The organism is Sphingobium sp. TomTYG74 (genome assembly GCF_055393875.1).
Genome location: NZ_AP027341.1, coordinates 697,818 through 724,423 on the forward strand (window position 1 = coordinate 697,818; position 26,606 = coordinate 724,423).

The following is a 26,606-nucleotide window of genomic DNA, read 5'->3' on the forward strand; positions in this document are numbered from 1 at the left end:
TCCACCACGACCCTACTTAGCAGTGGATTAACATCGACAACGAATGCGACAACTTTGTCGCCTACCGATACCACTTCGACCGTTTCATCCAGCTTTTCCACTTTCGATTTCGCCAATGGTACAAAGCTGCCGGGCAAGTCGACCTTATGGCTGAGCAACGCGACCGTCCGTCCGGGCAGCGGTACGGCCTATGTGTCGGTAAAGCTTGATCGTCCGACGCCGAACACGGTCATCGCACGAGTCATTACCGTGAACGGCTCAGGCACGCTGCGCGCGCTGTCGGGCTATAACTACGAGACGGTGGATACCGTCGTGATCTTCCGTCCCGGCGACCCGCTTGTTCAGACGGTGGAAGTGCCGATCATCGGTCTTGCTCAAGGACAGCAATTCCAGTTGAAGCTGCGTGAGGCGCCCTGGGGTGCCTTGCAGGGCCAGTCGCTGGCGACCATCACCGCGACCAGCTACGTAGCGCCCACACCCAAGGCAAGCGGCACCTTCCGCCAGCCTCGGACTTTCTCGGCGACGGGCACGCTCCAGTTCGAGCTGAAGAAGGACGCGCACAAGCGCTCGCCCGACGGCGGCTGGGATCGCTGGGCCACCTCGCTGTCGCATGGCCGTACCCAGATAGCCAATGGAGAGACCGGCCTCTATCTGGATTCGTCGCTATTCCCCGGCGTCGAAGGTCCAGTCTACTGGGGCACACAGGGCCTCGTCCTGCACAGCCAGAAGCTGAAGTCGCCCATCTGGTATGAAGGCCGGAACTGGTATTATGGCGCGTCGGTACTGGACGGCCGCAACTTCATCGCCTCGCAGATCGGCTATGGCCAGTATGAGTGGGTGGCCCGGATGCCCAACCGCCGCGGGTCATGGCCTGCATTCTGGCTGATCTCCACCAGCGGATGGCCGCCCGAAATCGATATCTATGAAGGCTTCGGCTATCAAAGCTTTTGGGATTTCGATCGCCACATCGCCCACACCATCCATGGCGGCAAGGACGGCGTCCGCAGCTTCCAGCGGGGCGTCACGATCCAGGCTGAGCAGGCTTACGGCCTCAATGGCTTCGCCCAAGACTTTCACCGCTTCGCCGTCGATATTCAGCGCGATTATATCACCTGGTTCGTGGATGGGGTGGAAACATACCAGTCGGTCAATCCCTTCCAGGGGCACCGCTGGTATCCGATCATGGATGTCGCGGTGAAGACCAGTGGCGCCTATGATGATGGCTCTGGAGACATGATCATCAAGAGCCTGCGCATCTACAGCGCGCCATAATGGGCGTGGGCGCCGCCTGACAGGGCATAGAGGCGCCCCCAGCATTTGACCCACTGCCCGGCAACGTCCACGCGGCGAACGCCGGGCAGGACCAGTCCTGCAAGGCCGACGGTGCGCACCCCCAGAATGCCGAGTGTCCGCGCTACCAGCACAACCTGCGCAACGCGCCCCGGCCGCCGCTTCCGCCGCGCCAGTGTCTCGGTAAATCCGATCCGCCACATCCGTTTCAACACCCAGCTGAGCTTCGCCCGTTCCGGCGGCACCCATTCGCTCACCCGGGCATCGGGTGCCCAAGCGAACCGCGCGCCCGCTTCCCGCAATCGCGCAAGGAAATCCAGATCTTCACCCCCGCTGCGGTTGAAGCGCACATCGAACCACGGCCGTGGCACCATCTCCAGCGCCCTGCGGTTCACCAGCAGATTATTGCTCGCCCATAACATGCCCGTCGCGCCCCATGCGCGCTGCTCCGGCCGGAACACCAAAGTTTGTTGCGCCCATCGCGGCGGGCCATCCTTGAAGTGAAAATCAACAGGCCCCGCGACCACATCGGCACCCACCTGCGCCTGACAGGCAAGTAGCGCGTCGAGCCAGCCCGGCTGCGGCCACTCGTCATCATCGATCATCGCAATGAACCGCATCGCGGGATCGGCCATCGCAACATCACATATCGCATTGCGAACCGAGCAAAGCCCCGGCTCCGCCACCGGCAACAGAGTAAGGGGCAGGGGATAGCCGCTCGCCCTTAACGCCTCCACCACAACCGCGCCCTCTGCCGCGTCCCCGTCATTATCGGCGACCAGCACCATGACATCCTGCCGCTGCACCAGCTTTGCCAAGGTTTCCAGCAAGTGCCGCAATTCGGCGGGTCGCCGGAACGTCGGAATGGCGATCCAGATAGGCTTGCCCATCATGGCGCCGCCGGTTCCAGCGCCGTGGGGCGCTGCGGACGCCCCTTTTGCAGCCATTTGATAAACTGATGTCCTCGCACTTCGATCAGCAGATAGCTAACCCAGCAGATCAGCCAGGTGGCGACCAGCATCCCGATCACGAACAACCAATCCATGCCCCCGATTCCATGCCGCTGCGCCACGCCCATCGCGCGTGCGGCGACGTCGCGCACCAGCGGATGCCAAAGATAGATGGAATAGCTGATGAGGCCGAGGTGAAAGCTCAGCCGGTTGGCCATCACCGCGCGCGCGGCTGGTCCGTCATAATAGCAGCTCAGCACCAGCGCGGGCATCAGGCACACCACCAGCACATCGGCTCCCGGCAACAGCAGCGCCAGCGCGATCAGACCACAAACCGCCGCAAAGCCGCCTTTGCAGCCAATCACGGCCTTGCACAAAGGATGGTCCGCAACACGATATGTCAGAACCCCCAACGAAAAACCCGCAATGCAGCGCAGCAGCGTCAGCACGCTGTCGCTGTCATTGACGTCCAGTGGTCCGCTGGCCCCCAGTCCCGACGACGCAACCAGCAGGAGCAATCCAATGCACAGCGTCACCTGCGTCCATGCCCAGCGCGAAAAGGCAAGGATCGCGATAAATGGATAGATTAGATAGGCCGCAACTTCCGTGCTGACCGACCAGCTATTGCCTGCGATCGGCTCCGTGCCCCAGCCCCAGCTCTGCACCATGAACAGGTTACTGACGATGTTCGCGGCGTTCAAATCTATCGACTGATTACCCGACACGTTGAGCAGGATGCGTAGCCCAAAAACCAATGTCACGATCAGGTGCAGCGGCCAGACCCGAGCCATGCGGTTGAAGAGGAAATCCATATAGCTCGCTCGGCCCAGATGCTTCACCACCCGGTCATGATAGCCGTAGGAAATCACAAAGCCGCTCAGGATGAAGAAGAGATCGACGGCCAGATAAGCGCGCGAAAATAGCGGGATGGCGAACTGCGCAAAGGCCGGTTGGTGCGGGATGTGATAAAGCAGGACGGAAACGGCCGCGACCCCGCGCAGGCCGGTGAGTGAGGCGACCCTCATGCCCGGTTCCTCTTGGCAGGCGGCGCCGCATCGAAGGCGCCAGCGATTGCGTCCCAAAATGGCTTCCGGGCCATTTTACCGTCAAAGGGCAGACCACGGGACAGCTGCCCGTCAGGCCATTTATAATCGGGATATTTGGACAGCCATGAATCCTTGTCCGACACCCCCCAGCACAGGACCGATCCCACCGCCGGATTGTCTAGCGCCACGTCCAGAAACGCCTTGGCAAAAGCTGCCACCTCCCGATCGCGCTTTTCCGGATTGGGCGGGCCACTGCGGTCAGCGATATCCAGTTCGGTGATCGCCAACTTCAGCCCATATCCACTCAGCGCCTGCAAAAAGTCGGCAAATTGCCGCTGATTGAACGGCTCCTTATAGGGCTTGAGGTGGCCCTGAATGCCGATGGCGTCCACAGGCACCCCCCGGCTCAGCAGCCGGTCGACCAGCTTCAGCATAGCGGTTCGACGTCGTTCGCAACGGGGGGAGTCATGTTCCAGCCCATAATCGCCCAGAAACAGCGTCGCTTCGCCATCGACTTCCCGCGCGCGGTGAAACGCCAGGTCGATATAATGCTCGCCCATGGCTTTCATCCATAGGTTCTCCGCGCGCATCCCGTCGGCGCGGCCCTGATTGGGCTCGATCGTTTCATTGACCACGTCCCATTCTGAAATCCGGCCCGCATAGCGCCGCATGGCGACGTCGATGTAGCTCGTCATCAACCGCCGTTGCTGTGCATCGCTTGCCCGCCGCACCGCCGGTTCCAGCCAGGGCGGATTGGCGGTGTACCAGACCAATGTGTGCCCGCGCGCTCGCATCCCATGCGCCTGCGCGAAGTCGATGATCTGGTCAGCGCCGCTAAAGTCGTATTTGCCGGGCTTGGGTTCTGTGGTTTTACGCTTCAGTTCATATTCCTGCACCAGGATGCTGCATTCCCGCGCGGCTGTGGCCCGATAGGCTTTGTCCTCCCGCAGCAGTCGCGACTTGACGGCAACACCGAAATGGCGACCGGAACGCTTGGCATGATCGGCCAATCCGTCGCGCGACGCGACGCGGGCCGCGCCGGGCGGCAGGGGAGAGCAGGCCGCCAGCGTCGCTGCCCCCGCCAGAAAATCCCGCCGCCTCACAGGCTTTGCCTCCGCCCGCTCAACAGTCGCATGACATCGATCCAGCGATCGCAGATTTTGCGATAAACGCCGTCCGGCAGAACGATCTGCATCAGAACCGCACCCGCCAGGCGCGGCCCATAGGCTCCATGCATCAGCGCGGTCAGATAGTAACGGATGGCTCGAAGCCGCTTAGTCGGCCAGATGCTCTTTGCCGCATGCCAACCCATATAACCGGAAAAGGCGCGCGCCGAGATATGGGGACGCAGGTCCGCCAGCCAGGTGAGGCTGCCCGCATTGCCACGAACCTGCGACAGCCGGTCCTCCGCTTGACGGTCCGCCCAGATCGTTCCGGGGCGGCTGGTCATCACGAAGCGCGCGCCCGCCAGCGACAGCCGCAACGCGAAATCCGTGTCGTCCCCAAACTTTACATCTTCGCGATAACGGACCTTCTCGGCCAGCGAACGGCTCAGCGCCACGCTGCTGGTCTGGATGAAGCCGCGATCGCACATCAGGTAGCGATCGACTGGCTCATTCCGCTGGATCGCGCGCGGCGGTTTCAGGAAGTTCCGTCCACCGCCCCGGTCGGCCAGCACCTGGCCATAGGCTACGACATGCTCACTCTCTTCCAGCAGCGGCAACAGGTCGGCAAGGTGATGCGGCAGGAAACGGTCATCGCAATCCAGAAAGGCGATGTAGCGGCCCCGCGCCCGATCGACACCGGCATTGCGCGCCGCCGACGCGCCCCGGTTCTGCTGCACGACGATGGTCAGGCGTGGGTCCTTGATTGCTCCCAACGCCAATTCGGTGCCGTCGGTGGAGCCGTCAATGACGACGATCACCTCGATCACCGCGATGCTCTGCTCAAGTGCAGAAAGCACGGCTGCGACCACGGCGTCGCGGCGTTGATAAGTGGGAATCACAACCGAAAAAAGCGGTTGGGCGACGGCAGCCTGAAGCTGCGATGGGGGTTGCCAGGCGCTCATCACGACCGTGCCCCGCCATGGGCCGGTTCGCCCTTGCCGAACCGCAGCACGAAGAGATTCACCAGCGAGCGGTAGATCGGCTTTGGAAGATATGACCGCAATATCTGCCGCGCGACCACCTTGGGCGGCACCCCTCCCGCGAACAGGCCGATTATCAGATCGCGCAGCGCCGCGACGGGGCGCACTGGCGCCATATGATAGGCCAGCACCGTGGCGCGATAGCCGCGCCGCGCCCGGCCGGTGAGCATATGACCGCAGCGATCCAGCCAGTCGAGCGAGGTTTCATAGCCCCGGACATAGGACGTCCGGCCAGCTTCGGTCGCGTCCAGCCAGACCGTAAGAGGCTCGTCGATCATCTTGAACCGCGCCCCTGCGCCCTGCAACCGGACGCAGAAATCCAGATCCTGCCCCTTTTTTAGCGCCGGATCGAACAGCACCTTTCGCGCCATGTCGCTTGGCACGACCATGGTCGATGTCTGCATGAACTGGTTGGCGCAGAACAGATATTCGCCAACATCCTCGCCGTCCCGGATGCCGCGATCAGGCCTGATCCAGTAACGATCGACGCCCCGGTCCACCTTCATCCGGGAATAAAGGACGATGCGGCCGTCATCATCCTTGAGCGCCTGCGCCATGATCGACAGTTTGCCCGGCAGGAACAGATCATCGGAATCGAGGAACGCGATATATCGGCCCCTCGCGGTCTTGATCCCGTGATTGCGCGCCGCGCCACCCCCGGCATTATCCTGTCTTATGTAGCGCACGCGCACGTCGCCAATGGCTTCGATCACCGGCGCCGGATCGTCGCGCGATCCGTCATCGATCACGACGATTTCAAAATCCTGCCAGTCCTGCGCTTGCACCGACCGGATCGTGTCACCCACGATATCGGCGCGGTTATAGAGCGGGATGACGACGGAAAAGAAGGGAGCCGCATCGCTCATGCGCCATGCACCTTTCGATATTCTTCGTAACGGAAGCCCACGATTCCGGCGATCTTGCCGATAGCGCGGTAGAGTTTGCCCAGCCGCACGACGCGCTTGCCCCGGTCCAGCGTGGCCGCAGCGCCCAGTGTGCCCACCAGAAACCCCGCCATGATGCGCGGCATTTCGCCCAGCAAGGTGCGCAGCCGCCCCCTATGGAACCGCTCGACCATCATGTCGGTCATCCCCAGCCGGTATCCGCGCATAAGCAGCCATTTGGTAGTGACCCGGCTCGCCGGAATAAGCTCCGTCACCAGAGCCTCCTCCGACCAGGCAAAGCGAAAGCCCTTGCGCGCCATGCGGCTGAACAGCTGCTTGTCTGACCCGCCGGTCAGCGCCATGCGTTCATCGAACGGCCGCTCGCCCATGTGGTGCAGCGCCTGCGCGGACATCAGCACATTGGCCGTGCTATCGACGAGCGCGACAGGCCCGGACGTCCCGCGTCGCTTGGCCTGCAACAAGGGATGCCGCGCGGCCCAGGGCGCAACCCGCGCGTCCATCTCCCGCGCCACCGCGCCGCCCACGACATCCGCATTCCAACGCATGGCGGTATCCACCAGCGCATCGATCCAACCGGGGGAGGCGGCTTCATCATCGTCCAACATCGCGACATGCGTCACGTTCGGCCGTCCCAGCGCCTCCGCCACCAGAGCATTGCGCACCACGGGTATCCCCCGCTCAGCCACCAGCAGCGCCTTGATCGGCCAACGATAGCCTTGCGAAGCCAGCCTCTCTACCACGCCCATGCCCTCGGCCCGCGCGGCATCATTGTCCGCGACCAGCACTTCCAGCTTGTGCCTCGTCTCCAGCGCCGCAATCGACTCCAGCGTCCGCCGCAACCCTTGCGGCCGATTGCACGTCGCGATGCAGATAATAACCCTAGCCATTAACAGCCTCCGGGGAAGAAATGCGCCGCCGCTGCCATTGCGGGCGCGGCTTGGCCTTGAAAGTGGCGTGCGCGGTGGCAACCGCGGCGAGAAAGATCACCCAGACCTGCCGGTCCTTGTCGAAGAAGGAGGTTTCCAGCAGATTCTGGTACATGACGAACACCCAGATGGCGAAAGCCGGAACCATCAGATGCTGGTTCTCCTTGGTCGATCCGGTCAGGAACCAGTAAGCGGGCAGCGCCAGAAAGCTCACTAGCAGCATGACGAGCCCCAACGGCCCGGTCGTCACCCAGATCTCCAGATATCCATCATGCGAATGCGCCGTCAGCATCTGGAATTGCTGATTGAGATAATCATGCGCCGGAGAGTTCGCCCCGACCTGCCAGAAGCCGCCAAACCCCGCCCCCAGGAACGGATGATCGGCCAGATAATCCAACGCCACGCGCCAGATCGACACCCGCCCGGTGAAGCTTGTCGGATCAGCAAACAGCCGCTCGATCGTAGGTTGATAGGCGATGTAGAGCGCCAGAAACCCCACCATCCCAAACCCGAGCATGATGAGCAATATCGCCCGCTTCTGCGTATTGTCGCTCAGCGCCCGGTAGATGTTGCTGATCGCCAACATGCCGATGCACAGCGCCAGCGACGTCTTGCTCTTCGTCCCGATCACGAACACGAACGCCATGATCGCGAACAGCGCATAATACCATTTCCGGCGATCCACCCACGCATTGCCGCACACGATGAAGCACAGTGCCATCACCGCGCCCGCAATATTCTTGTGAAAGAAGAAACCCCGCCACGCGCCGATCAGCGCCTTGTCGCTCTCGGTGGGCGGATGCACTGCGGCCGAGGTCAGCGGCATCGAAATCCAACATATGAGAAGCGAGGTAATCAGCGCCCATCGTAGCGCAGTGAACAACCGCTCCGGCCCGATCAGAGCCAATGCGCAAAAGGTGATGTAGATCACGATGAACTGCTGCATCACCCGCTTGAAGGATACGAACGGATCGACGCCCCAGCTACAGGTGATCAGGAACCAGACCAGCATGATCGCCAGCGGCCAAAAGGTGAAACGGTATTTCAGCGGATGTTGCCGCAAGACCTGAACCACCGTCAGCAACAGCGCAAAGCCGATGAACAGCGCCTGCTTGAACAGGTCCGACCCGTCATTGGCCTGCGCCATCGCGACCAGCTCGTCTTGCGTGCGGGAAGCGAAAGGCTGCTGGCCGATGAAGACCATCATCAGGAACACATAGTAAAAGATCTGCGCGACCACGACCATCCGGCTTTCCTGCGAAGCAGCAGGAGAGGGGAGGGACGGCGCGGTGCCCATGCGATGCCATGTCGACGCCATGGCTTCAGCCTTCCGCCCGCTGGCTCGCCCGCCACTTGCGGTCGAGCTGCCAGATGCCCAGCATCATCACCAGCTGTGACAGCACGACGCCAGCGATGGAGAAGATCGGCGCAACCGCCAGTGTCAGCAGCGTCACTGCGATGATCCCCACGCCGCAGCTGCGCAGGCTCTGATGAGCAAGCGGCCGGAACGCCTTACGCGCCTGCGTCATGACGCTCATCGGCGTCTGCACGCACTGGACCAGCGACAGCAGCGCGCAAAGCCCGACGGCGATCGCGACCAGCCGCCAGTCAAGCGTCGGCTTCAGGATCAGTTGCGGAAACACGAACAGCACCAGCGCCGCGAGCAGGCATGTCCCCGCCCAAAGGAAGACCAGCGCGCCCATGAAGATACGCTCGGACCTGATCGCCGCGTGGTGATCGCCGCGCGCCACGGCCCGCGTCATGCGCGGCCGTTCCAGCTGGGTAAGCGCGGTGATGCATACATTGACGGGGCGGAAGAACAGCATGCCCACCGCGACCGGCGCAAAGGCCGCCGGACCCGCGAGCAGCGTCACGATATAGCTGTGCGCGTTGGACGTCGCCTCGGTCGAAAGCACGCCGACGAGGGTCCATCCGGATTGCTCGCGCCACACCGGACGATAGGCGCTGATCGCCCTGGTCAGCCGCAGGGCAAAGTGCCGCCGCAAATAGGAGAGCCCGAACGGCAGCAGTCCGGCAAGGCTCGCCACCACCAGCATCGCGCCGATGCTCGCCAGATCAGCACCCGTCCGGGAGGCCACCAACAGACCGGCAACGATCGTCCCGGCATAGGCAAGGTCGGATCGTGCCGCCCGCGCTGGCCGGTGATGCGCATAGGAATTGGACCGCCCGAACCAGCGAATGAGGGACAATGCGCCAGCCAACCCGAACATTGCTGCGGCTGCCGGAGAAGCCGTCGCCCAGGCAATGCCCGCGCAGATCAGCCCCTGGCTTGCCGCCAGCAGCAGGTTCACCGGAAAAAAGAAGTCGAAAGACTTGTGATCGGCCTCATCATCCTGATTGACCGCGATCGTATAAGGCGTCGAAACCAGCGCGTTCGACAGGCCATAGCCGAACTGGATGATGACCAGCAGGAACGCCAGCGTACCGATCGCCGCTGTGCCCAGATGATGAATGGAAAACAGTTGCACGGCCAGATGGCTGACCGACACGATGGCGGACGAGAGGCTGGCCAAGCCGAAGCGGCCAAAGATGCCGCCAAGTTTCCGCACGCGCCCTTCGGGTTCCCCCTCCCGCAAGCGGGAGGGGGTTAGGGGGTGGGCCTGCGCAACCGCTGTTCCATCGCTCAGCGCTAGCGACGGAAGAGAGTCCTGCACAAACCCTCCCCCGGCCCCTCCCGCGCGCGGGAGGGGGGCTCTCACCGACTGGGATTGAGGCCCGATCCCATCAGCCATGGCGATGCTTCCAGATCAGCCAGAGCGCATGGGGATTGGTGGTGATATAGCGCCAGGCCAATTGCCGGGGCCGCGTGACCATCCGGTGCAGCCACTCCACGCCCGCATTCTGCATCCACATCGGCGCGCGCGGATAATCGCCCGTCACATAGTTGAACAGGCCGCCACAGGTGACGATCCATCCCGCCTTGATCCGGTGCCGGTTGCGGACACAAAAGGCCTGCTCTCGCGGCTTTCCTGTACCGACCCACAGCACATCCGGCGCCGCCGCGTTGATCTCCTCGATCAGCGCGCCTTCTTCCTCCGCGCTCCAGAAGCCATTGCGCCGCCCGGCCAGCTTCAGGCCCGGCGTTGAATCGGTGATCCGCCGCGCGCATTCGGCGTTCACCTTCTCCTCGCCGCCCAGCAGATAATAGCGGACATCGCCCGCAGCCGCCTGCGGCAGGCTGTCGATGAACATGTCGGTCGTGCTCGACCGGTCGGCAATCGGCGTCTTGCTGAACCAGCGTGACGCCATGACGATGATTTGCCCATCGGCGTGGATCAGGTCCGCCTGAGCCAGATCGGCGCGAAAGTTCGCATCGACAGCATTCATCGACAGCCCCTGTCCGTTGCAGTCGAACACCAGCAATGGTGCTTCCTTCTGCATTCGGCGCAGCGGTGCCTCGCGCACCATCTTCGCAATCAGGGCATCAAGCGAGAGGGTCGAAACCGGCACGCCGCCGACCAGCACGCTCTTGTCTTGCGGCTCGACGGACGGAAAAGGCTGGGGGATGGCTCTCTCTGCGCTCATGCAATGACCGTCCCGGCGATCGGCACGCCTTGCCGGTCCAGATCGTCGATGATGCGGCGCAAATCGGCGATCGCGGTATCGCCCCGCCGCGCCACGATGACCACGGCGTCGAAACCCGCCAATATGCTGCCAACCGGAGTCTGCTCGCCCTTGCGCTCGGCAAGGTAGAACAGCATCGACGTTTCCTTAAGGCCCCATCCATTGGCCGTGTCCGCCAGCGGGCCGCGTGTGATCAGGCTCGACGCACTGCCGGAGGCGCGCCCTGCGGTCATCAGCCACAAGCCCTCGATCGCGGTCTTGGCTGCGGGCAGCAACGCTGCGCTACCCATCAGCTGTTCGGCAAGCCCCGACTTGTTCGCCACCCGGAAAAGTCGGTCGAGCGACGGGTTGCCCATATCGACGTCAATCAACATCGTCTGCCCATCCATCTGCGCCAGTACGACGGCAAGGTTCGCGGCCATGACTGCGGCCTCATCCCCCGCATCGACGGACAGCACCGCCAACCGTAATGCGGATGGATCGCCCGCCTTCGCGGCTGACCGCATCTTCGCGCGGATCGTCCTGACCTTGGCTGCATAGGGACTTGCGGGGTCGAAGGCCGCGACCACGGCCGGGTCGATCCGCTCGTCACCCGCTGGCAATAGCGAAAACCCACCCGCCAGCGCCGCCAGCAGATTTGCCGCCTCGGCATCCAGCGCGCCCATCTCAACAGCCGCCTCATGGAAGGCAAGGCCATGTTCGCGCGCATGCATGTCAACGCGGGTGACGTCGGATTCCGCCAGGAACCCGTGATCGACCGCCAGCTTCGCGAAGCTCTGCTTGTCCCGTCCTCTCGGGCGTAACGCGGCGGTCCCGCCGCCGGGCATCAACTGGGGTGGGGCGCCTGCCGTGGAACGCAGTCTCATGCGGCCTCCTGCCGATTGAGGAACCAGCCGCCCCGGGTCGGGACCGGCAGCAGTTCGGTGATGACTTCCACTTCCGTCGCCTTTGCGACGCCAGCGGCGGATCGAACGCGAGGCTTCAGAATCTCGGCGATCACGACGGCCGCCACCCCGCCGATCAGGCCCAAGGCGACCCCCGCGATCAGCCACAGCATCAGATTGGGCTTGGCTGGTATCAGCGGGACGGAAGCTTTATCCAGCAGGCTTGCATTGGGCTGCGAGATTTGGCTTTTCAGCGTGGCCTCGTTGAAGCGCTGCCGAACCGTATCATAAGTCTGTCGCGCGGCATCCACATCCCGTTGCAGGACCATCAGTTGGTCCTGCACCTCCGACATGCGGATCATACGATCTTCCTGGCCCGCCATGTTGGATTTGAGGTCGCCTTCACGACGGTTCGCAGCGACGCTGTTCGCATTCACCGCGCCTGCCTGGCTCGACCGCGCAGATGCCAGCTTGGATTGCAGTTCCGATAATTGCGCATTGGCCGCGACCATGCTCGGGTGGTTCGGACCTAATGTCTTCGACAGCTCCGAAACCCGCCCGGACTGTGTCGCCACCTGTTCCTGCAAATTCTGGACGATCAGCGATCCTTCGATGTCCGAAACGGACCCCGCACCTGCCTTGGATCGTGCCGCCGCCGCCTCGGCCTGCGCCTGCGTCAGCTGATAGGACATGTTCTTCAGCTTCTCGGCCTCAAGGTCCATGCGGTTGATGCCGATAATGTCATGCGCCCGCTGGAAATCGGACAGCCGTTTCTGCGCCAGTTCGTAGCGGCGGCGCACTTCCTGCGTCTGCTCGTCGAACCATTTGGCAGAACCACGCGCGGGGGAGGCGCGCAGTTCGACCTGCTCACGCATGTAAATCTGGGCGGCCAGGTTCGCGACCTTGGCTGCTATCGCCGGATCGGCATCCAGATACTGCAATTGCAGCACATTGCTCTGCCGTCCCGTCGTCACGGTCAGATTGGCTCGCACCCGGTCGGCGGCTTGCTGCACACGCGCGTCCAGGGGAATGTCCTTTGGCAGGGCATCGACGAAACCGGCTTCCTTTGCCACGGCATTGATCACCTTGGCGGATCGGATAACGTCGGTCTGCGTGCCCAGGATGCTGTCCACCTCGACGCGAACGCCGGGCTGGTTGTTGGCGTCCGTGGGGTCGGTCTGCGACAGGTCCAGCAGCAGTGAGGATGTCGCCGCATATTGGCGCGGCTGGATAAACGCCAATATGGCGATGATCAGGAACAGCGCGCCGCCCAGCAGCGCCGCCGTCCGCCATCGCGCCTGCACGGCCGACAGCAGATCGATCGGGTTCATGGTCATAGCCCGTCAACTCCTCGCAACATGGCCCGCATTTCTTCAGCCGGGGTGGGGGCAGGGGGCGTCGCGGGCACCGGCTGCTTCGCCATCAACAACAGAAACTGCGGCGCCAGCGTGTCCTCGAACATGAACAGCTCGCCGCCGGGCATTGGCGTCAGCGCCGGCTCCAGCCGCCGCATCGCATCGGCCGCCTGACCTTCATTGATCGATCCGCCGCCCAACACTTCATGGCCCAGGCGCACCAGCCGATCATAGGAAATGACCGACATCTGCGAAGCAGCAACGCCTGCCAGCGCGATCATCCGGCGGCTCGCATTGGCTTCCCAAAGCACGCGGCGGAACAGCGCGTGGGTCGCCCCGCTCATCTCCGCCCAATCTTCCAGCGCCGACGCGAGACCCTGCTCCACATCGGCCAGCGTCATGCGTTCGCGCCCGGCTGACTCGGTGACGAGCGCCGCCTGCATGCCGAACAGCCGCGCATGATAGGGCGACCCCATCGCCGCCCCCGCCAGCGCGTCGAGCGCGTCGGGATCGAGCTTCAGCCGCGCATTGTCCGCGCAGCTCATCAACAACCGCTCCAGCTCCGGCTTTGGAATAGGCGCAACCCGCTGAGGCGCGATATGCCGCCGCAAGGACGGATGCGCCGCGATCAGCCCATCCACATCTCCCGCGATGCCGACCAGCACCACCTGAACCGGCGAATGAATGTCGGTCAGCAACTTCAAAAGCGTCGCCACATCCGCCTTTGCCTCGTCGGACCGGACCCGGTCATACTCGTCCAGGATCAAGATGGTACGCTGACGTACGTCCTCCACCAACAGGTTCGCCAACCGCGTTCCATCAATGGTTTCATTCATTAATTTCCGCGCTTTTTCCTGCCCCCCAGCACTCATCGGCAATTCGCTCAGGAACGGCCGGAACAACGCGTCGAAGTCCGCATCCCCGCTCGCCGACCCATAAAGCGCGATGCATCCGGCCTCATCCGCCAGATCGCCAAAAACCCGCGCCAACGAAGTCTTGCCCGACCCCCGCGTCCCAAAAATGACGGCATGCTTGCGCTGAACAACAATGGCCTCGACCAGCTTTTCCAGCTCGCTATTCCGCCCCGCCAGCCCATGACGATCCGTCACCGGCATCGCCGTGCTGAAAGCGCTGTAGATGGAATCCCGCCGCAAGCTGATCGGCTTCAGGGGCGCGGCCATCGCTCCCATCGAAAGGGCGCGCGGCACGTCCGTCATCTCATCTTGCTGTTGCCGGAACCCCGGCGCCACGGGCGTGTCGAGCAGCAGAGGCTCAGCCATTGCTGCGCGAGGCCCACCATTGGGAGTCTTGGCACGTGCCGCGCTGCGGCGAAAGGACAGGAGCCAGTCCCGCATGCCGCCGGACCGATCCTGCGCGAAGCCATGATCGATTGTCGTCAAAACAGCTTCTCCCGGATGATGAGGACGTCCTCAGGCTGAACCGGATCATCCAGGTTCGCCTGTATTTCCTTGCCTCCCCGGCGTACTTTTATGCGCTTGGTAGAACCTGCGAGCGTTGGCCCTCCCGCCAGCGCGAGCGCTTGGCGGAAGCTCTGGCCCGGCGCGAACGAGAAGGCGCCAGGCTGCTGCACCTGGCCGTAGACATAGACCTTCTCCGCTGGCGGGACGAACAGGATGTCTCCGGGCTTCAGCTGGCGACTGCCCCCGACAGCCATGTCGGCGAGCGAGATGCGGACGGCACCGCTGCCGTCGGCGGGCGTCAGGATGACGGCGTTGGCGCCGTCCTTCGTCGAGCCACCAGCCTTGGCAAGCATCGACGCCACCGTATAGTTGCGATCCAGCGGATAATTGCCCGCTTGAGGCACATTGCCCAGAACGGTCACAAAGCGGCTGACATAATTGCTCACCTCGACGTTGACCGAAGGATTGGCGAGGAATCCCCCGCTCGCATAACTGGCCGCGATTGCCTGAGCCAGTTGCGACGTCGTCTTGCCTCGCGCCTGGACCGGCCCGATCAAGGCGAGAGTGACGGTGCCGTCTGCCTTGATGCGAGTAGTGGATGACAGGTCTGGCTGACCGAAGATCGCAATTCTTACTTCGTCGTCAGGCCCCAATTGATAACCCGCATCGGCTTCGGGCTTGGCCGACGGCGGCGCAGTAGTGACCGCCATTTCGGCCGTCTGCGCGCCAGCGGGTGCTGCCGCGGCGACTGCAAGGAAGATCGAAAAGCTGGTCAGGAGAGCCTCTGCTTTCACAGTTCATGCTCCTTTATGTTCGAGGTCAAAATCGGATCGCCGTGCCCAGCGTCACCTGGGTTCCGCTATATTCGGCCACATCCGTATCGGTGCGCCGCTTGTAGCGTTGCGCATCGAGCGAGATGTCGACCCGATCCGACAGCTTGCGTTTCAGCATTGCTCCGAACCGCTGGTTGCGGTCGGCGGTTATGGAAAATGGCCGCAAAGCGGTGTCCTGGCGGAACCTGCGCCGCTCCAATTCACCGTAGAGTCCGGCAGAGGTGAGTTCCGAAATCGTGAACTCGCCCTCCAGTCGATATCTGGTCCGGATGGCAAAACCACTGGCTATCAGGCTGTCGTTAACAATGCTGCGTTCCGTCGTGGCTGTCAGTTTGAGCCGGGGAACGATGCTGGTCGAAATACTCACATCCCAGCCTGGGCCGTCATAATTGCCAACGGCCGCCGAATCGCTGCTCACATCCAGCCAACGCACTTCGGCATCAAGTTGCGTGATTGGAGACACCGCACGCTTGAACCGCAGGCCATAACTATTGGTTCGATTTTCGATGCCAAGCTTGTTCCGGTCGCTGTTCACGCGCTCATAAAAGGCGGTCAGCGTACCCAGGCTCGGCATGTTATAGCCGATCCCGGCTACAAATGTGTCGCTGGTCTGATCCGCATAATCGAAGGCGTTATCGTTGCGTGTCATGTCGCGACGGTAGGATGCCACCGGGAACAAGCCCGGACGCTCGCAACTCAGGTCTGCGCCAAAAGTGGTGAACCGCTGCAGATTTTCCGTTTGCTGATTGATGTCGCCATAATCAGCACGCTGTTGCCTGTAAGATGCAACGGGCGTGATGGAGCAGGTCGCGCCAAAACGAATGACTGCCTTCGCCTCGGCGTCGAGCCGCAATTTGCTGCGCTGCCCTTCCGAAATAAACCGATCATAGCCAACCCGGCTTCTCAGCAGCAGGTCATGTCGTCCTATCGGCTTCCCATAAGTCAATTCAGCCCAAGGCGTTACGATGATGTCATCGGTGGGGGCTTCCAGCCGATCATCCACACGATAAACATTGTCGTCATATAAAAGGTCGACGCCAGCCGTCGCATGGAGGCCCATCGTCTTGAGCCGTGAAGCGTCATCGACAGTCGCTGTCTGAGCGCTGACGGGACAAGACATAGTGGTGAGCGCGGCGCAGCCAATGGCTGCGGCGACTACCCGCGTGACCGGAGAAAAATCATGGCTTGCAGGCGCGTTAAAGCGCCTCCAAAAATGTGGAGTGTAAGTGATAACCAAATGTGCAACCCTTTATTGCATTGCAGCAATCAGGGCATGCTAGGCGCCTTTGCGCGCAAAACGAACCTCTTAACATGCAACTTGTCGCGACTATGCCACGCTTCGCTTCATCGTGAAAACGAGCGATCATCGGCGCTTTGTTGCGGTTGAGGGCTGTTAATCTGCCAGCAAGGTATCAAACCGGACGCCGTTCATCTGGCAGCAAGATTAGGCCGAGTCCTAGTCAGAGCAAATACCAGATGATCAAACAGGTTGCAGCTGCGAAGGTGACGATCCCTGCCCAACGGGACAGAATTTCGACGCCGCGATCGGCGCGATCCGCGAAGGATGAGTACACCAGTTTCGGCGCACAATCCTTGCTGCTATCAAAGGAAGAATGTTGCGCAACGGTAACCGGCGCAAGATCGTCTGCCACGTGATTTGTCCGCCCTGTTCGAGATAGCAGACATATCCTATTTTACGCTTAACAAATAGTTCACGTACGCGTTCAGCGTCACTCATTCCGTCGCAAATTCAATGGGGTGGTGCAAAAATCCTACGTAGAGGGCGATACCGCCTGCCCATCAGTAAGCGTTGCGATGAATCAGGACGTTGAATGTTCCAATCAGGATAGCGATGTCGCGCATAAGGCTCCAGCCGTGGAGATATTCCAGGTCGGCCTCCACGCGATTGAGAATGTCCCGGCGCGTCTCGGTAGCGCCACGGAATCCGCGGATTTGAGCAAGGCCTGTGATGCCGGGCTTCAGTGCGTGTCGATGCCAATATTGTCGATCGACTTGCCAGAACAGTTGTTCTTCCGCCGTCGAGCCCAGAGCGTGGGGACGCGGCCCCACCAGGCTCATCTCGCCTAGCAGAACATTGATCAGTTGAGGCAGTTCATCGATGCTGGTTTTGCGGATGAACGCACCTACCCGAGTGATGCGATCATCGTCCCGTCGGGTGGAAGACGCCCCAGCCGCATCACATTGTTCAACGCGCATGCTTCGGAATTTGAGAATGTGAAACAGTCGATTTCCGCGGCCGATACGTTCTTGTTTGAAGAAGATGGGGCCAGGTGAATCGAGCCGGATCGCGATCGCGATCGCAACCAGCAAGGGCGCCAGTGCGATCAGCAACGGCACGGTGATGGCAATATCCAAAAGCCTCTTTTGCGCGCGGTTCGCGAGGTTCAGAGGACCGCGTGCCACGACGAGAGTGGAGACGCCGCGATATGTTTGCACAGCCAAGGGCGCCATCGAATCCAGTTCCGGCACAATGATCTCACCAAGGATATTGCCGCCCTTGAGCATCTGTGCCCAATCCGTCTTGCGATCGGCAGGGCAGGATATGACCACACGGTCGAAATCGCGCAGCAAGGTGCCTAGTCTGTGCAGCATATAAGGATCGTCGAGGTCTGCCTTGATCCCCGCACCTTCCGCGTCGACAATTACCATGCCGCTGACATCTTCAGGAATCATGCCTCCATCGATGATCATCAGTTGTGCGAATAAATTGTCGCTGAAATGTCTCCGCACCGTGTGAACGATGACTAGGCGCTGCATCACAAGTAGAGACGCACTGCAAAGAATGCCCGCCGAAATGCCCAGCCGCGAAAGATGGCCGGTCGCCTTCAGCGAAAAAACCGTGAGCAGGAAGATCAGCAGCGTCCCAGCCAGTGCAAGCGATGCATTGCGCAAGCTGGGCGTCAATTGTGTCAGGCAGATGGGATTGAATGCCTGATTGTGGAAGGCGACGATCCCGTAGACGATCATGCCCCCGCCAAGTGGTTGCCACAGCCCCGCGAAGAGCAAGGGCACGCCAGCCGCGCGCAAGCCAAGACCAAAGCCAGTTGCGAGAGCGGCCATGTCCGCTGCCACGAGCAACAGGCACAGCCAAAGCCTTACGTTCCGCTGAACGGCGGATGTTGTAGGCTGGCGACCGGGAAATCCCTCGATCGCCAGATCGATTTTCGACATCTGCAACCCTTTTCGTGTCCTGACGTCAACTACGCTTCATCCCGAAAGACGAATGTGTACATCAGGCATCCGCTGCCTTGTGATTATGTTGCGGAGCAGCAGGACATAATTGTATCGGGCTGGCAATCATTGCTGGGACGCTCGGATGCTCTTTTCCGATGATCCGTTAGGATGGGAAGGTACGGCGCCCCACATCTGCGACGACCCGAAATTCAATGGCCGAAATGTGCAAGCGAAAATTTACCGCACTTACGAAGCGCTTGTTCGAATCAGGCCGTCATTTTCGCGAATCAGGCGACGAACCACCATCCGAGAAGAACAAGAGTCCCGGCTAAGGCGATCGGTCCCGCCCAACGCGATAAAAACCGTACGCTCGCCTCGGCGCTTTCATAGGTGAACAGCCCCGCGCGATTATGAGGTTCTGCGGGGCGGCTCCGAACGGCCGTATCGTGACGCGGCTCCGACTGAAGTTCTGCCCCGTCGGAAGTCTCATCCTGAGGTTGAGGTGACAGGTCGATCATCTGCAATAGCCCCAATGCGATACGCCCCTCACAAATAGAACTTTTGATGTAAAAAAGAAGAGCTTTCTACTCGATTTGTAAATTTTGGTGAGCGAATTCCGCGTCATTTTGGGGCGTGCAGCACATTAAATGAGCAGTTCGAGACTCGCTGTTAAATCATGGCGTGTCCGACATCCAATTTGTCGGATGTGTCGTCCACTTCGGGGGCAGGACAGACCTTGTCGCGCCGTTTCAATTTCTCGCCACAGCGCCCAAATCAGCTTTCCACAAAGCATGGCAAGTCTGCCAAAGCGTTTTTCCGCTACGGCGAATTGAACCGGAATGGTGGTTTACCCATTGTTAAGAAAAGAAATTTTTCGCACTAGTCGCATGTAGCTGATACTTAAGGGATCGGCAAAAAAGAGGAAAAGGTCAGGTGGCGCATATCCTGGTCGCAGACGATGACGATCTGCTGGGCGAACTGGTTCGGTTCAAGCTTGAAGCGGCAGGTCATGATGTGACGATCAAGCAGGATGGCGCATCTGCGCTTAAAGAGGCTCGGAGAGGCGAGTACGATCTTCTCGTACTCGATGCCATGATGCCGGTGATGTCCGGTCCCGATGTACTCAGAGCTTTAGCAGAAGAGAGGCCTGGGATGCCTGTTGTCATGCTGACGTCGCGGAAGGCGCAGGCCGACATATTGGCGGCGCTGACCGCTGGCGCTCGTGACTATTTGACGAAACCGTTCATCCCGGATGAACTTGTCGTGCGGGTAAACGCGATCCTGAAATCTGCAAGGCCCGTTCAATGAGCCTGCTCGTTCTGACGATTGCAGCGGCAGCCGTCGCGCCGGATGGCACGATTGTTCCGCAGCGTGCGGAATTGATCGCACAAGCACGGGCAGCCTTGGCACGGCAAGACTTCGCTGCCGCAATTGGCAGGCTGGAGCAGGCGGATGCCGCCAATCCAGATGATGCGGAAATCTTGCGCATGCTTGGCAGTGCCTATGCCTTTGACAAACGCTATCCGCAGGCGATGTCAACGCTCCGTCGGGCAGAACTGCTGGCACCAGAAGACCTCGACATCCGCGCAGCGCTGGCGCGCGCTTACCTGTGGTCTGGTGATCGGGCAGCGGCAGAGCGAGAGCTTGTCGCCATCGAGCAGCGCTCGCCAGCAAATGCGGACGCTGTTGCGATCAGGCGTCAATTGGACGATCGCGATCCTGCCAGTGCCGCGCCGACGCACTGGGGCTTGGCGGCCACGCAGAACGTTTCCCGCGTGTCCTTTGCAAATCGGCCCAGCCAAACCTGGTATGACACAAATATCGCTCTTTTCGGCGCCATTGATTCCCATACGTCGGCAGCCTTGACCGTGGAAAGAGAAGACCGGCGATCATTTGCTGACACCCGCCTGGAAACCCGCATCGACCATCGGTTTGGCAACAAGTTTCGGACCTTCCTCGCTTTGGCCGTGACGCCGAATGCGAATTTCCGGGAAAAATGGGGGGTGACAGCCGGAATGGAGGCGGACATCACCTCATTTGCGACGGTGGTGGCTGATTTACGGCATGCGGAATATCGCGATGCGTCGGTCACCGTCTTTCAGCCCGGCGTTCGGCTTGCAGCGCAAAAGTTGGGACTGGCTGCCACTGCCCGGATGATCAACCTGTGGGATGAAGATGGCATCCACCGATGGGGCGTGTCCGGCCGAATGGATCGCACCTTCTCGGGCGGAGCAACACTCTATGCCGGAGCTGCCACCTATCCCGACACGGAAGCAGGGATAACCCGACAGGTTCATTCCCTATTCGCGGGCGCGACGGTGCCGATCGCTGACAAGGTCTCATTTCGGGCGGGGGTCGACTATGACCGCCGTCGCGCTACCTACAGGCGGACAGGTGGGACGCTAGGTCTTCAGGTCAGGTTCTGATCGTGCCGGGCTTCCCCATCGCCGATCATGTTGCCCGGATCGCCATATTCATGTCCGTCTACGGGGCGCTGGCGATGGCCGCCTGGCTGCTCTTCTTGGTGATGCGTCGTGATCGAAAGGAGCGCGCCAGTATCGCCAGAGCGGAATTGACCCGCGCCCTGACGAGGGAAATCATGGGGGCTGGCCAGAATATCGCCGCGTCGCCTGCTTTCCGGCTCGCCCGTCCAGCTGAAAGGCTGGCGGCGATCAGCCGAATTGTTCAACTACTCAGGGGAGAAGACCGGGAGCGACTTGTTGCCCTGGTGGAGGAGCAAGGGTTGCTCAAGCAGGCGCTGGTCGCGGCAAGGCGGTCCCGACCGAGGCGGCAGATCGACGCCCTGCGACTACTCGGCAGTATAGGAGGAGGGCAGGCGATCGATATGCTCTACCTTGTGCTGCGGGAGGATCCGAAGCTCGACACCCGGTTGGAGGCCGCGTCGCTGCTTGCTCGGTTGGATGCCTTGCCTCCGCCAAACGAATTGATCGACCATCTGGACCTGCGAAGCGCGCAAATCACGCCGCTACATCGAACCTTGTTCAGGTTGATCGCTGCACGCCATCCATCCGAACTGTTCAGCTTGGCTCAGTCCGCCGATTTGCCGCCAGCGGTGCGGGCACTGGTGATCGACGCGCTTGGGTGGACGGAGGATTTCTCCGCGCTTCCACTATTGGAAGCTGCCGCCGCCGACACCCATGCGCCCGTTCGTCTGGCCGCATTGGATTCGGCCGCCCGATTGGGGCACCCCGGCAGCGCCAAATGGATATTGCCGCTTTTGAACGACCCCGTGCCTCCCGTCCGTGCCAGAGCTATCCGCGCCTGTCAGTTGATGAGGCTGAACAGCAGCCTGCCTGCTATCGCGGAACTGCGCAAAGATCCTTCCCCTTGGGTACGCCTTCGCGCGCAGCAGGCTCAACAGGTGCTGGGGACTGCCTGATGGGGGTGGGTTCTATATCCTCTATGTTGGAAAACATCGGGCTGAACGCCATGGTCGCGATTGGCGTCCTGTCCTTTCTGGTCGTGACCATCCGCAATCTCGTTTCGACGATCCAGTTGCTGCTTGCTGCGCGAGTCTTTGCCACGCGCGTCAGACCTGCTCAGCGATCCTATGACCTCTGGTCTCGCTATGCGGACCTTGCCCTTCCCGTGTCTGTCATTGCACCCTGCTTTAACGAGGAGTTGTCGATAGCAGACAGTGTGCGCGCCTTGCTGGCTCTGGAATACCCTGACCATGAAGTGATTCTGGTCAATGACGGGTCCAACGACGCAACCTTGTCCGTACTGATTCAGGAATTTGATCTCCGTCCGATTGAACGAGAACAATTGGCAGTACTTCAGAAAACTCGCATTTTGGGCATTTATGCCTCCGCTCGCTATCCGAACCTCATTCTGATCGACAAGGAAAATGGGCGGAAGGCGGATGCAGTGAACGCCGGATTGGGCTTTGCCGCCGCGCCGCTGGTTTGCGTCATCGATGCCGATTCCATTATTGAGCCCGATGGCCTGCTGCGCGCTGCCGAGCCATTCATGACAGATGACGGTTCGTTGTTGGCAGTAGGCGGAGCAATTCGCATCGCGAACGGATCAATTGTCGAAGGCGGGCATGTTCGCCAGATTCGGCTGCCGCGTCGCTGGTTGCCGCGCTATCAGATATTGGAGTATCTTCGGGCCTTCCTGACGGCCCGCATCGCCAATGCGCGGCTGGATATGCTGATGCTGATTTCTGGAGCCTTCGGCATATTCCGGCGGGCGCCACTGGTGGAAATTGGCGGGTATCGGCACGATACGGTTGGCGAGGATCTGGAAGTCGTCACCCGCATCCATCGCCGTATGCGGGAGCAAAAGCGGCCCTATCGCATTGCCTTCGTCCCTGAAGTGGTATGCTGGACCGACGCGCCCGAAAGCTGGCGAGGACTACGCAACCAGCGCGCACGGTGGGAGCAGGGCGCGCTGGAGACGATTGTCGAGCATAGGCGCATGCTGTTCAATCCGCGATACGGCCGCATCGGCCTGATCGGTATGCCGCTAATCGTGATTGAAGATGTGCTCGGACCGCCTTGCGAACTATTCGGCTATCTTCTGATACCCATCCTCTACTTTTTGGGGATCGGATCGGGCACGGTCGTGCTTGCCTTCTTCTCCTTGACGGTGCTGTTCGGAACCGCGCTTAGTCTTGGAACCCTGGCGCTTGAGGAAATGCAGCTCAGACGGACGCCAAGTGCACGCGACCTTTTCATGATCGGCGTCGCTGCCGTTGTTGAAAATCTGGGATATCGTCAGGTGAATTTGGCCTTCCGGACTTATGGCATGTGGCGTTTCTACAGGAAGGACAATCATTGGGCCGCAGCGGGGAGGGCGGGCTTCTCTAAAGAATGAGCGTTGTTCCGGGTGAGCGCGGATTTTTAAAGCGCTAGTGCCACGGTTCGGCCTTTCGGTTGGACCCGGTTACCGGACGGGTCGTCGCAGCGCTCTTCTGCTCGCCTAGAGGCATCGGCAGGGGCAGACCTGTCTTTCTCTCCCGCAAAAAGATTGCCTTCTTTCGATGAAATTGCCCCGGTTTTTCTCGTCCTCTGCCTTTGACATGGCCATCGACCTCGGCACCGTTAACACGGTTATCCATGTCCGCGACCGGGGGATCGTCCTCAATGAGCCGTCGGTCATCGCCATCGAGACCCGCCAGGGGTTTCGCCGCGTAAAGGTCGTAGGCAATGAAGCCAAGCTGATGATGGGGAAGACGCCCGCCAACATTCAGGCGATCCGGCCTCTGCGCGATGGCGTTATCGCGGACATCGATGTGGCCGAACAGATGATCAAGCATTTTATCGACAAGGCGCTGAACGGCAGCCGCTTTGGCCGACGCCATGAGGTTGTGGTCTGCGTTCCCTCTGGATCGACCATGGTGGAACGGCGCGCGCTGCGCGACGCCGCCGCCAATGCCGGGGCCGCCCATGTCCAACTGATCGAGGAACCGATGGCGGCGGCGATCGGCGCGGGATTGCCGGTTACGGAACCGCGCGGCGCCATGGTGGTCGACATCGGCGGCGGAACAACGGAAGTCGCGGTCCTGTCGCTGCGTGGTATCGCTTACAGCAATTCCGCGCGGGTCGGCGGTGACCGGATGGACGACGCGATCGCATCGCATATCCGGCGCAACCACAACCTGCTGATCGGCGAAGCAACGTCCGAACGGGTGAAGTGTGAACTCGGAGCGGCGACGCTACCCGATGGCGAAGGACGGCGGATAGTGGTCAAGGGCCGCGATCTGGTGAATGGCCGCCCTGCCGAAATGACGATCAGCGAGGCGGAAATCGCGGACGCGCTCGCCGAACCTGTCGGCCAGATCAAGATGGCGGTCAGGACGGCGCTGGAGCAGACCGCGCCGGAACTGGCGGCGGACATCATCGAGGAAGGCATCACCCTGACGGGCGGCGGCGCGCTGCTGCGGCGACTGGACCAGGCGCTGATGGAGGAGACCGGCTTGCCAGTGAAGGTCGCGGAAATGCCGCTGATGTGCGTGGCAATGGGAGCGGGCAAAGCTCTGGAAGATCCCGCCTATCAGGGCGTTCTGGCCATTTCCTGATCATCCGGGAAATCAGGCGCTGAGGCGCGGAGAAAGGTGGCTCAGATGGCTCCGCCCAACGGGGTGGTCGATCGAGCAATATCGTTTCTGAAGATGTCGTGCCCGGATCGTCACGATAGAGCGCATCGCGCCTTCCTGACACGGATCATGCCCTAAATTCCTTCCTTGGGTTAATGGTTGGATCAGCGATCTTCGCGGGCCGCCATAACCGTATTGCCTTGATCGTGTACCCCCGCCGACCGAACGGCTCCCCTCGTACGAGCCACCTCCGCGCCGTGATGGACGGAGCGCAGCTTGAGCAGGTCTTGCCGCGCCACAATGCCGATGACCTTGCCCGATGCGGGCTCGACGATCGGGATGCGGCCGATGCCCGCATCGACCATCATGTCCGCGATGCGGCTGATCGGATCACTTGGCGTGCCATAGGGCTGCGATGCATCGGACAAGACTTCTGCGAGGGTCGCTTGGGTAGGTGCGCCGTCCACCTGCCAGCGCAGCGCATCGGAACGGGAAACAAGGCCGATGAGCCGCCCTTCCTTGTCCACCACCGGATAACTGCGATGGACGGCCTGCCCCGCAAAGAAGGCGATGACCGCGCCAATGGACATCGTTCCTTCCAGCGTCTGCGGTTCTCGCGTCATCACTTGCCCTGCCTGAAGGAAATCGAACGGATCAACCGCATATTCCTGAAGAACATGCCGCCCGCGCCGTGCAATCTTTTCGGTTAGTATCGACCGCCGCATCAACAGCACGCTCACCGCATAGGCCCCTACCGACGCCGCAATCGTCAGCGGCAGCATCGCGAAATCCCCGGTTAGCTCGGCCGCGAACAAGGCGGCGGTCAGCGGCGCGCGCATCGCCCCGCTCATCGTCCCGGCCATCCCGGCCATTGCCCATAGTGCGCTCCCGCCCGGCAGATATTGGCCCAGCAAAAAGCCCAACGCTCCGCCCAACATCAAGAGCGGCGCCAGCACGCCGCCCGATGTGCCCGATCCTAGCGCGATCAGCCACACCGCCGCCTTGACCACCAACAGCGCCAGCGCCACCCGCACCGCCAACGACCCGTCCAGGAGTCCCCTGATACTCTCATAACCCGCGCCCAGCACGTGCGCGTCCACCAGTCCGCCGATACCGACGGCAAGCCCCCCGATCGCTGGCCACCACATCCAGTGGACGGGCAGACGCCCAAACATATCCTCGATCCGATACAGCAGCGCGGACAGCAACGTCGCTTGCACCCCTGCGATCGCCCCCATGCCCAGTGCGATGCCAATCAGCACGGGAGTTAGCATTACCGCATGATGCACGGGAAAGAGCGGCCCGCTTTCGATCAGCACTGGCCGCCATAGCAGTGAGATCAGTACCGCAATAACCACTGGCACGAAGCTGCGCGGTTTCCACTCGAACAGCAGAACCTCAACGGCGAGCAGGATAGCGGCCATTGGCGTGCCGAAGATCGCTGTCATACCCGCCGCCGCGCCCGCGACCAGAAGGGTTTTGCGCTCCGCCGCGCTCAGATGAAAGAGTTGAGCGAATAGAGACCCGATCGCTCCGCCGGTCATGATGATCGGCCCCTCGGCGCCGAACGGGCCGCCGCTGCCGATGGAAATGGCAGAGGAGAGGGGCTTCAGCACCGCGACCTTGGGCGACAAGCGGCTTTCGCCATAGAGGATCGCCTCGATCGCTTCTGGAATGCCGTGCCCCCGGATCTTCTCCGACCCGTAACGCGCCATCACGCCCACGATCAGGCTGCCTATGACCGGAACTGCGATGACGCCGATCCCTAGCGCGTTGTCCGTGATCGCAGCAGGGGCGGCAGAGAGACGGCCAAACCAGAAGAGATTAGTCGCCACCGCAATCGCCCGAAGCAGCAGCCATGCGCCCAGAGCACCGCCCGTCCCCACGATCAGTGCGGCGGCGGCCAGCATCATCATGCGTAGGTTGGCGCTATGATCGGCAAGAAGGCTTTGCGATGGAGAGGAGGTCGATGATGCCATGCGGGGAGCAACTATATCGTATTACGATAT

General features: G+C 61.4%; 23 protein-coding genes. 6 read left to right on the top strand and 17 right to left on the bottom strand.

Annotation, left to right across the window (positions count from 1 at the left end):
- Positions 1-54: 54 nt before the first annotated feature.
- The gene (locus ACZ5TB_RS03685) at positions 55-1,272 is read left to right on the top strand and encodes a family 16 glycosylhydrolase (protein WP_464792045.1); all 1,218 of its coding nucleotides are present in this window, start codon (positions 55-57) and stop codon (positions 1,270-1,272) included.
- Here the strand turns inward: ACZ5TB_RS03685 and ACZ5TB_RS03690 are convergent.
- From ACZ5TB_RS03690 to ACZ5TB_RS03765, 16 genes are all read right to left on the bottom strand, one after another.
- The gene (locus ACZ5TB_RS03690) at positions 1,257-2,183 is read right to left on the bottom strand and encodes a glycosyltransferase family 2 protein (protein WP_464792046.1); all 927 of its coding nucleotides are present in this window, start codon (positions 2,181-2,183) and stop codon (positions 1,257-1,259) included. The genes ACZ5TB_RS03685 and ACZ5TB_RS03690 overlap by 16 nt on opposite strands.
- Positions 2,180-3,265, bottom strand: coding sequence for an acyltransferase family protein (locus ACZ5TB_RS03695; RefSeq protein ID WP_464792047.1), 1,086 nt, complete (start codon positions 3,263-3,265; stop codon positions 2,180-2,182). Before ACZ5TB_RS03695 ends, ACZ5TB_RS03690 begins: the two co-directional genes overlap by 4 nt.
- On the bottom strand, positions 3,262-4,389 hold the full coding sequence (locus tag ACZ5TB_RS03700) for an endo-1,4-beta-xylanase (protein ID WP_464779417.1): 1,128 nt from the start codon (positions 4,387-4,389) through the stop codon (positions 3,262-3,264). Before ACZ5TB_RS03700 ends, ACZ5TB_RS03695 begins: the two co-directional genes overlap by 4 nt.
- Complete coding sequence (locus tag ACZ5TB_RS03705) at positions 4,386-5,354, bottom strand: glycosyltransferase family 2 protein (protein WP_464779418.1); 969 nt, start codon at positions 5,352-5,354, stop codon at positions 4,386-4,388. The genes ACZ5TB_RS03700 and ACZ5TB_RS03705 overlap by 4 nt, the downstream gene beginning before the upstream one ends.
- Positions 5,354-6,298 (bottom strand): glycosyltransferase family 2 protein, encoded by a 945-nt coding sequence (locus ACZ5TB_RS03710; RefSeq protein WP_464792048.1) that lies wholly within the window; start codon positions 6,296-6,298, stop codon positions 5,354-5,356. Before ACZ5TB_RS03710 ends, ACZ5TB_RS03705 begins: the two co-directional genes overlap by 1 nt.
- Entirely contained in the window at positions 6,295-7,224 is a 930-nt protein-coding gene (locus ACZ5TB_RS03715; RefSeq protein ID WP_464792049.1) for a glycosyltransferase family 2 protein, read from the bottom strand. The genes ACZ5TB_RS03710 and ACZ5TB_RS03715 overlap by 4 nt, the downstream gene beginning before the upstream one ends.
- Positions 7,217-8,581, bottom strand: coding sequence for an O-antigen ligase family protein (locus tag ACZ5TB_RS03720; protein WP_464779421.1), 1,365 nt, complete (start codon positions 8,579-8,581; stop codon positions 7,217-7,219). The genes ACZ5TB_RS03715 and ACZ5TB_RS03720 overlap by 8 nt, the downstream gene beginning before the upstream one ends.
- Positions 8,582-8,585: 4 nt before the next feature.
- Positions 8,586-9,860: a lipopolysaccharide biosynthesis protein gene (locus ACZ5TB_RS03725; protein WP_464792477.1), complete on the bottom strand. Its 1,275-nt coding sequence runs from the start codon at positions 9,858-9,860 to the stop codon at positions 8,586-8,588.
- Positions 9,861-10,008: 148 nt separating this feature from the next.
- Positions 10,009-10,809: a WecB/TagA/CpsF family glycosyltransferase gene (locus tag ACZ5TB_RS03730; RefSeq protein WP_464792050.1), complete on the bottom strand. Its 801-nt coding sequence runs from the start codon at positions 10,807-10,809 to the stop codon at positions 10,009-10,011.
- Positions 10,806-11,714, bottom strand: coding sequence for a P-loop NTPase family protein (locus ACZ5TB_RS03735; RefSeq protein WP_464792051.1), 909 nt, complete (start codon positions 11,712-11,714; stop codon positions 10,806-10,808). The genes ACZ5TB_RS03730 and ACZ5TB_RS03735 overlap by 4 nt, the downstream gene beginning before the upstream one ends.
- Complete coding sequence (locus ACZ5TB_RS03740; protein WP_464792052.1) at positions 11,711-13,069, bottom strand: GNVR domain-containing protein; 1,359 nt, start codon at positions 13,067-13,069, stop codon at positions 11,711-11,713. The genes ACZ5TB_RS03735 and ACZ5TB_RS03740 overlap by 4 nt, the downstream gene beginning before the upstream one ends.
- Positions 13,066-14,487 carry an ATP-binding protein gene (locus ACZ5TB_RS03745; RefSeq protein WP_464792053.1) on the bottom strand — a complete coding sequence of 474 codons (1,422 nt, stop codon included), beginning with the start codon at positions 14,485-14,487 and terminating at the stop codon, positions 13,066-13,068. Before ACZ5TB_RS03745 ends, ACZ5TB_RS03740 begins: the two co-directional genes overlap by 4 nt.
- Entirely contained in the window at positions 14,484-15,302 is an 819-nt protein-coding gene (locus ACZ5TB_RS03750; RefSeq protein ID WP_464792054.1) for a polysaccharide biosynthesis/export family protein, read from the bottom strand. Before ACZ5TB_RS03750 ends, ACZ5TB_RS03745 begins: the two co-directional genes overlap by 4 nt.
- A 25-nt stretch (positions 15,303-15,327) precedes the next feature.
- Entirely contained in the window at positions 15,328-16,401 is a 1,074-nt protein-coding gene (locus ACZ5TB_RS03755; protein ID WP_464792055.1) for a hypothetical protein, read from the bottom strand.
- Between the two features lie 400 nt (positions 16,402-16,801).
- A complete protein-coding gene (locus tag ACZ5TB_RS03760) occupies positions 16,802-16,993 on the bottom strand; it encodes a hypothetical protein (protein WP_464792056.1) in 192 nt (63 codons plus the stop codon).
- Between the two features lie 148 nt (positions 16,994-17,141).
- Positions 17,142-18,533 (bottom strand): sugar transferase, encoded by a 1,392-nt coding sequence (locus ACZ5TB_RS03765; protein ID WP_464792057.1) that lies wholly within the window; start codon positions 18,531-18,533, stop codon positions 17,142-17,144.
- 936 nt (positions 18,534-19,469) lie between these two features.
- Between ACZ5TB_RS03765 and ACZ5TB_RS03770 the strand changes: the two genes are divergently transcribed.
- The 5 genes from ACZ5TB_RS03770 (at position 19,470) to ACZ5TB_RS03790 (ending at position 24,579) form a co-directional block, all read left to right on the top strand.
- The gene (locus ACZ5TB_RS03770; protein WP_464792058.1) at positions 19,470-19,844 is read left to right on the top strand and encodes a response regulator transcription factor; all 375 of its coding nucleotides are present in this window, start codon (positions 19,470-19,472) and stop codon (positions 19,842-19,844) included.
- A complete protein-coding gene (locus ACZ5TB_RS03775; protein ID WP_464792059.1) occupies positions 19,841-20,962 on the top strand; it encodes a YaiO family outer membrane beta-barrel protein in 1,122 nt (373 codons plus the stop codon). Before ACZ5TB_RS03770 ends, ACZ5TB_RS03775 begins: the two co-directional genes overlap by 4 nt.
- A 2-nt stretch (positions 20,963-20,964) precedes the next feature.
- Positions 20,965-21,936, top strand: coding sequence for a HEAT repeat domain-containing protein (locus tag ACZ5TB_RS03780; protein ID WP_464792060.1), 972 nt, complete (start codon positions 20,965-20,967; stop codon positions 21,934-21,936).
- 23 nt (positions 21,937-21,959) lie between these two features.
- Positions 21,960-23,375 carry a glycosyltransferase family 2 protein gene (locus ACZ5TB_RS03785; protein WP_464792061.1) on the top strand — a complete coding sequence of 472 codons (1,416 nt, stop codon included), beginning with the start codon at positions 21,960-21,962 and terminating at the stop codon, positions 23,373-23,375.
- 166 nt (positions 23,376-23,541) lie between these two features.
- Positions 23,542-24,579 carry a rod shape-determining protein gene (locus tag ACZ5TB_RS03790; protein WP_464779435.1) on the top strand — a complete coding sequence of 346 codons (1,038 nt, stop codon included), beginning with the start codon at positions 23,542-23,544 and terminating at the stop codon, positions 24,577-24,579.
- 182 nt (positions 24,580-24,761) lie between these two features.
- Here ACZ5TB_RS03790 and ACZ5TB_RS03795 read toward each other — a convergent pair whose 3' ends face one another.
- A complete protein-coding gene (locus ACZ5TB_RS03795; RefSeq protein ID WP_464792062.1) occupies positions 24,762-26,576 on the bottom strand; it encodes a chloride channel protein in 1,815 nt (604 codons plus the stop codon).
- Between the last annotated feature and the right edge of the window lie 30 nt (positions 26,577-26,606).

Excerpts from the sequence above, each read along its gene's own strand:
- ACZ5TB_RS03690 (WP_464792046.1), bottom strand. The coding sequence starts at position 2,183 with ATGATGGGCAAGCCTATCTGGATCGCCATTCCGACGTTCCGGCGACCC.
- ACZ5TB_RS03695 (WP_464792047.1), bottom strand. The coding sequence starts at position 3,265 with ATGAGGGTCGCCTCACTCACCGGCCTGCGCGGGGTCGCGGCCGTTTCC.
- ACZ5TB_RS03705 (WP_464779418.1), bottom strand. The coding sequence starts at position 5,354 with ATGAGCGCCTGGCAACCCCCATCGCAGCTTCAGGCTGCCGTCGCCCAA.
- ACZ5TB_RS03710 (WP_464792048.1), bottom strand. The coding sequence starts at position 6,298 with ATGAGCGATGCGGCTCCCTTCTTTTCCGTCGTCATCCCGCTCTATAAC.
- ACZ5TB_RS03715 (WP_464792049.1), bottom strand. The coding sequence starts at position 7,224 with ATGGCTAGGGTTATTATCTGCATCGCGACGTGCAATCGGCCGCAAGGG.
- ACZ5TB_RS03720 (WP_464779421.1), bottom strand. The coding sequence starts at position 8,581 with ATGGCGTCGACATGGCATCGCATGGGCACCGCGCCGTCCCTCCCCTCT.
- ACZ5TB_RS03730 (WP_464792050.1), bottom strand. The coding sequence starts at position 10,809 with ATGAGCGCAGAGAGAGCCATCCCCCAGCCTTTTCCGTCCGTCGAGCCG.
- ACZ5TB_RS03735 (WP_464792051.1), bottom strand. The coding sequence starts at position 11,714 with ATGAGACTGCGTTCCACGGCAGGCGCCCCACCCCAGTTGATGCCCGGC.
- ACZ5TB_RS03740 (WP_464792052.1), bottom strand. The coding sequence starts at position 13,069 with ATGACCATGAACCCGATCGATCTGCTGTCGGCCGTGCAGGCGCGATGG.
- ACZ5TB_RS03755 (WP_464792055.1), bottom strand. The coding sequence starts at position 16,401 with ATGGGCCTCCATGCGACGGCTGGCGTCGACCTTTTATATGACGACAAT.
- ACZ5TB_RS03765 (WP_464792057.1), bottom strand. The coding sequence starts at position 18,533 with ATGTCGAAAATCGATCTGGCGATCGAGGGATTTCCCGGTCGCCAGCCT.
- ACZ5TB_RS03775 (WP_464792059.1), top strand. The coding sequence starts at position 19,841 with ATGAGCCTGCTCGTTCTGACGATTGCAGCGGCAGCCGTCGCGCCGGAT.
- ACZ5TB_RS03785 (WP_464792061.1), top strand. The coding sequence starts at position 21,960 with ATGTTGGAAAACATCGGGCTGAACGCCATGGTCGCGATTGGCGTCCTG.
- ACZ5TB_RS03790 (WP_464779435.1), top strand. The coding sequence starts at position 23,542 with ATGAAATTGCCCCGGTTTTTCTCGTCCTCTGCCTTTGACATGGCCATC.
- ACZ5TB_RS03795 (WP_464792062.1), bottom strand. The coding sequence starts at position 26,576 with ATGGCATCATCGACCTCCTCTCCATCGCAAAGCCTTCTTGCCGATCAT.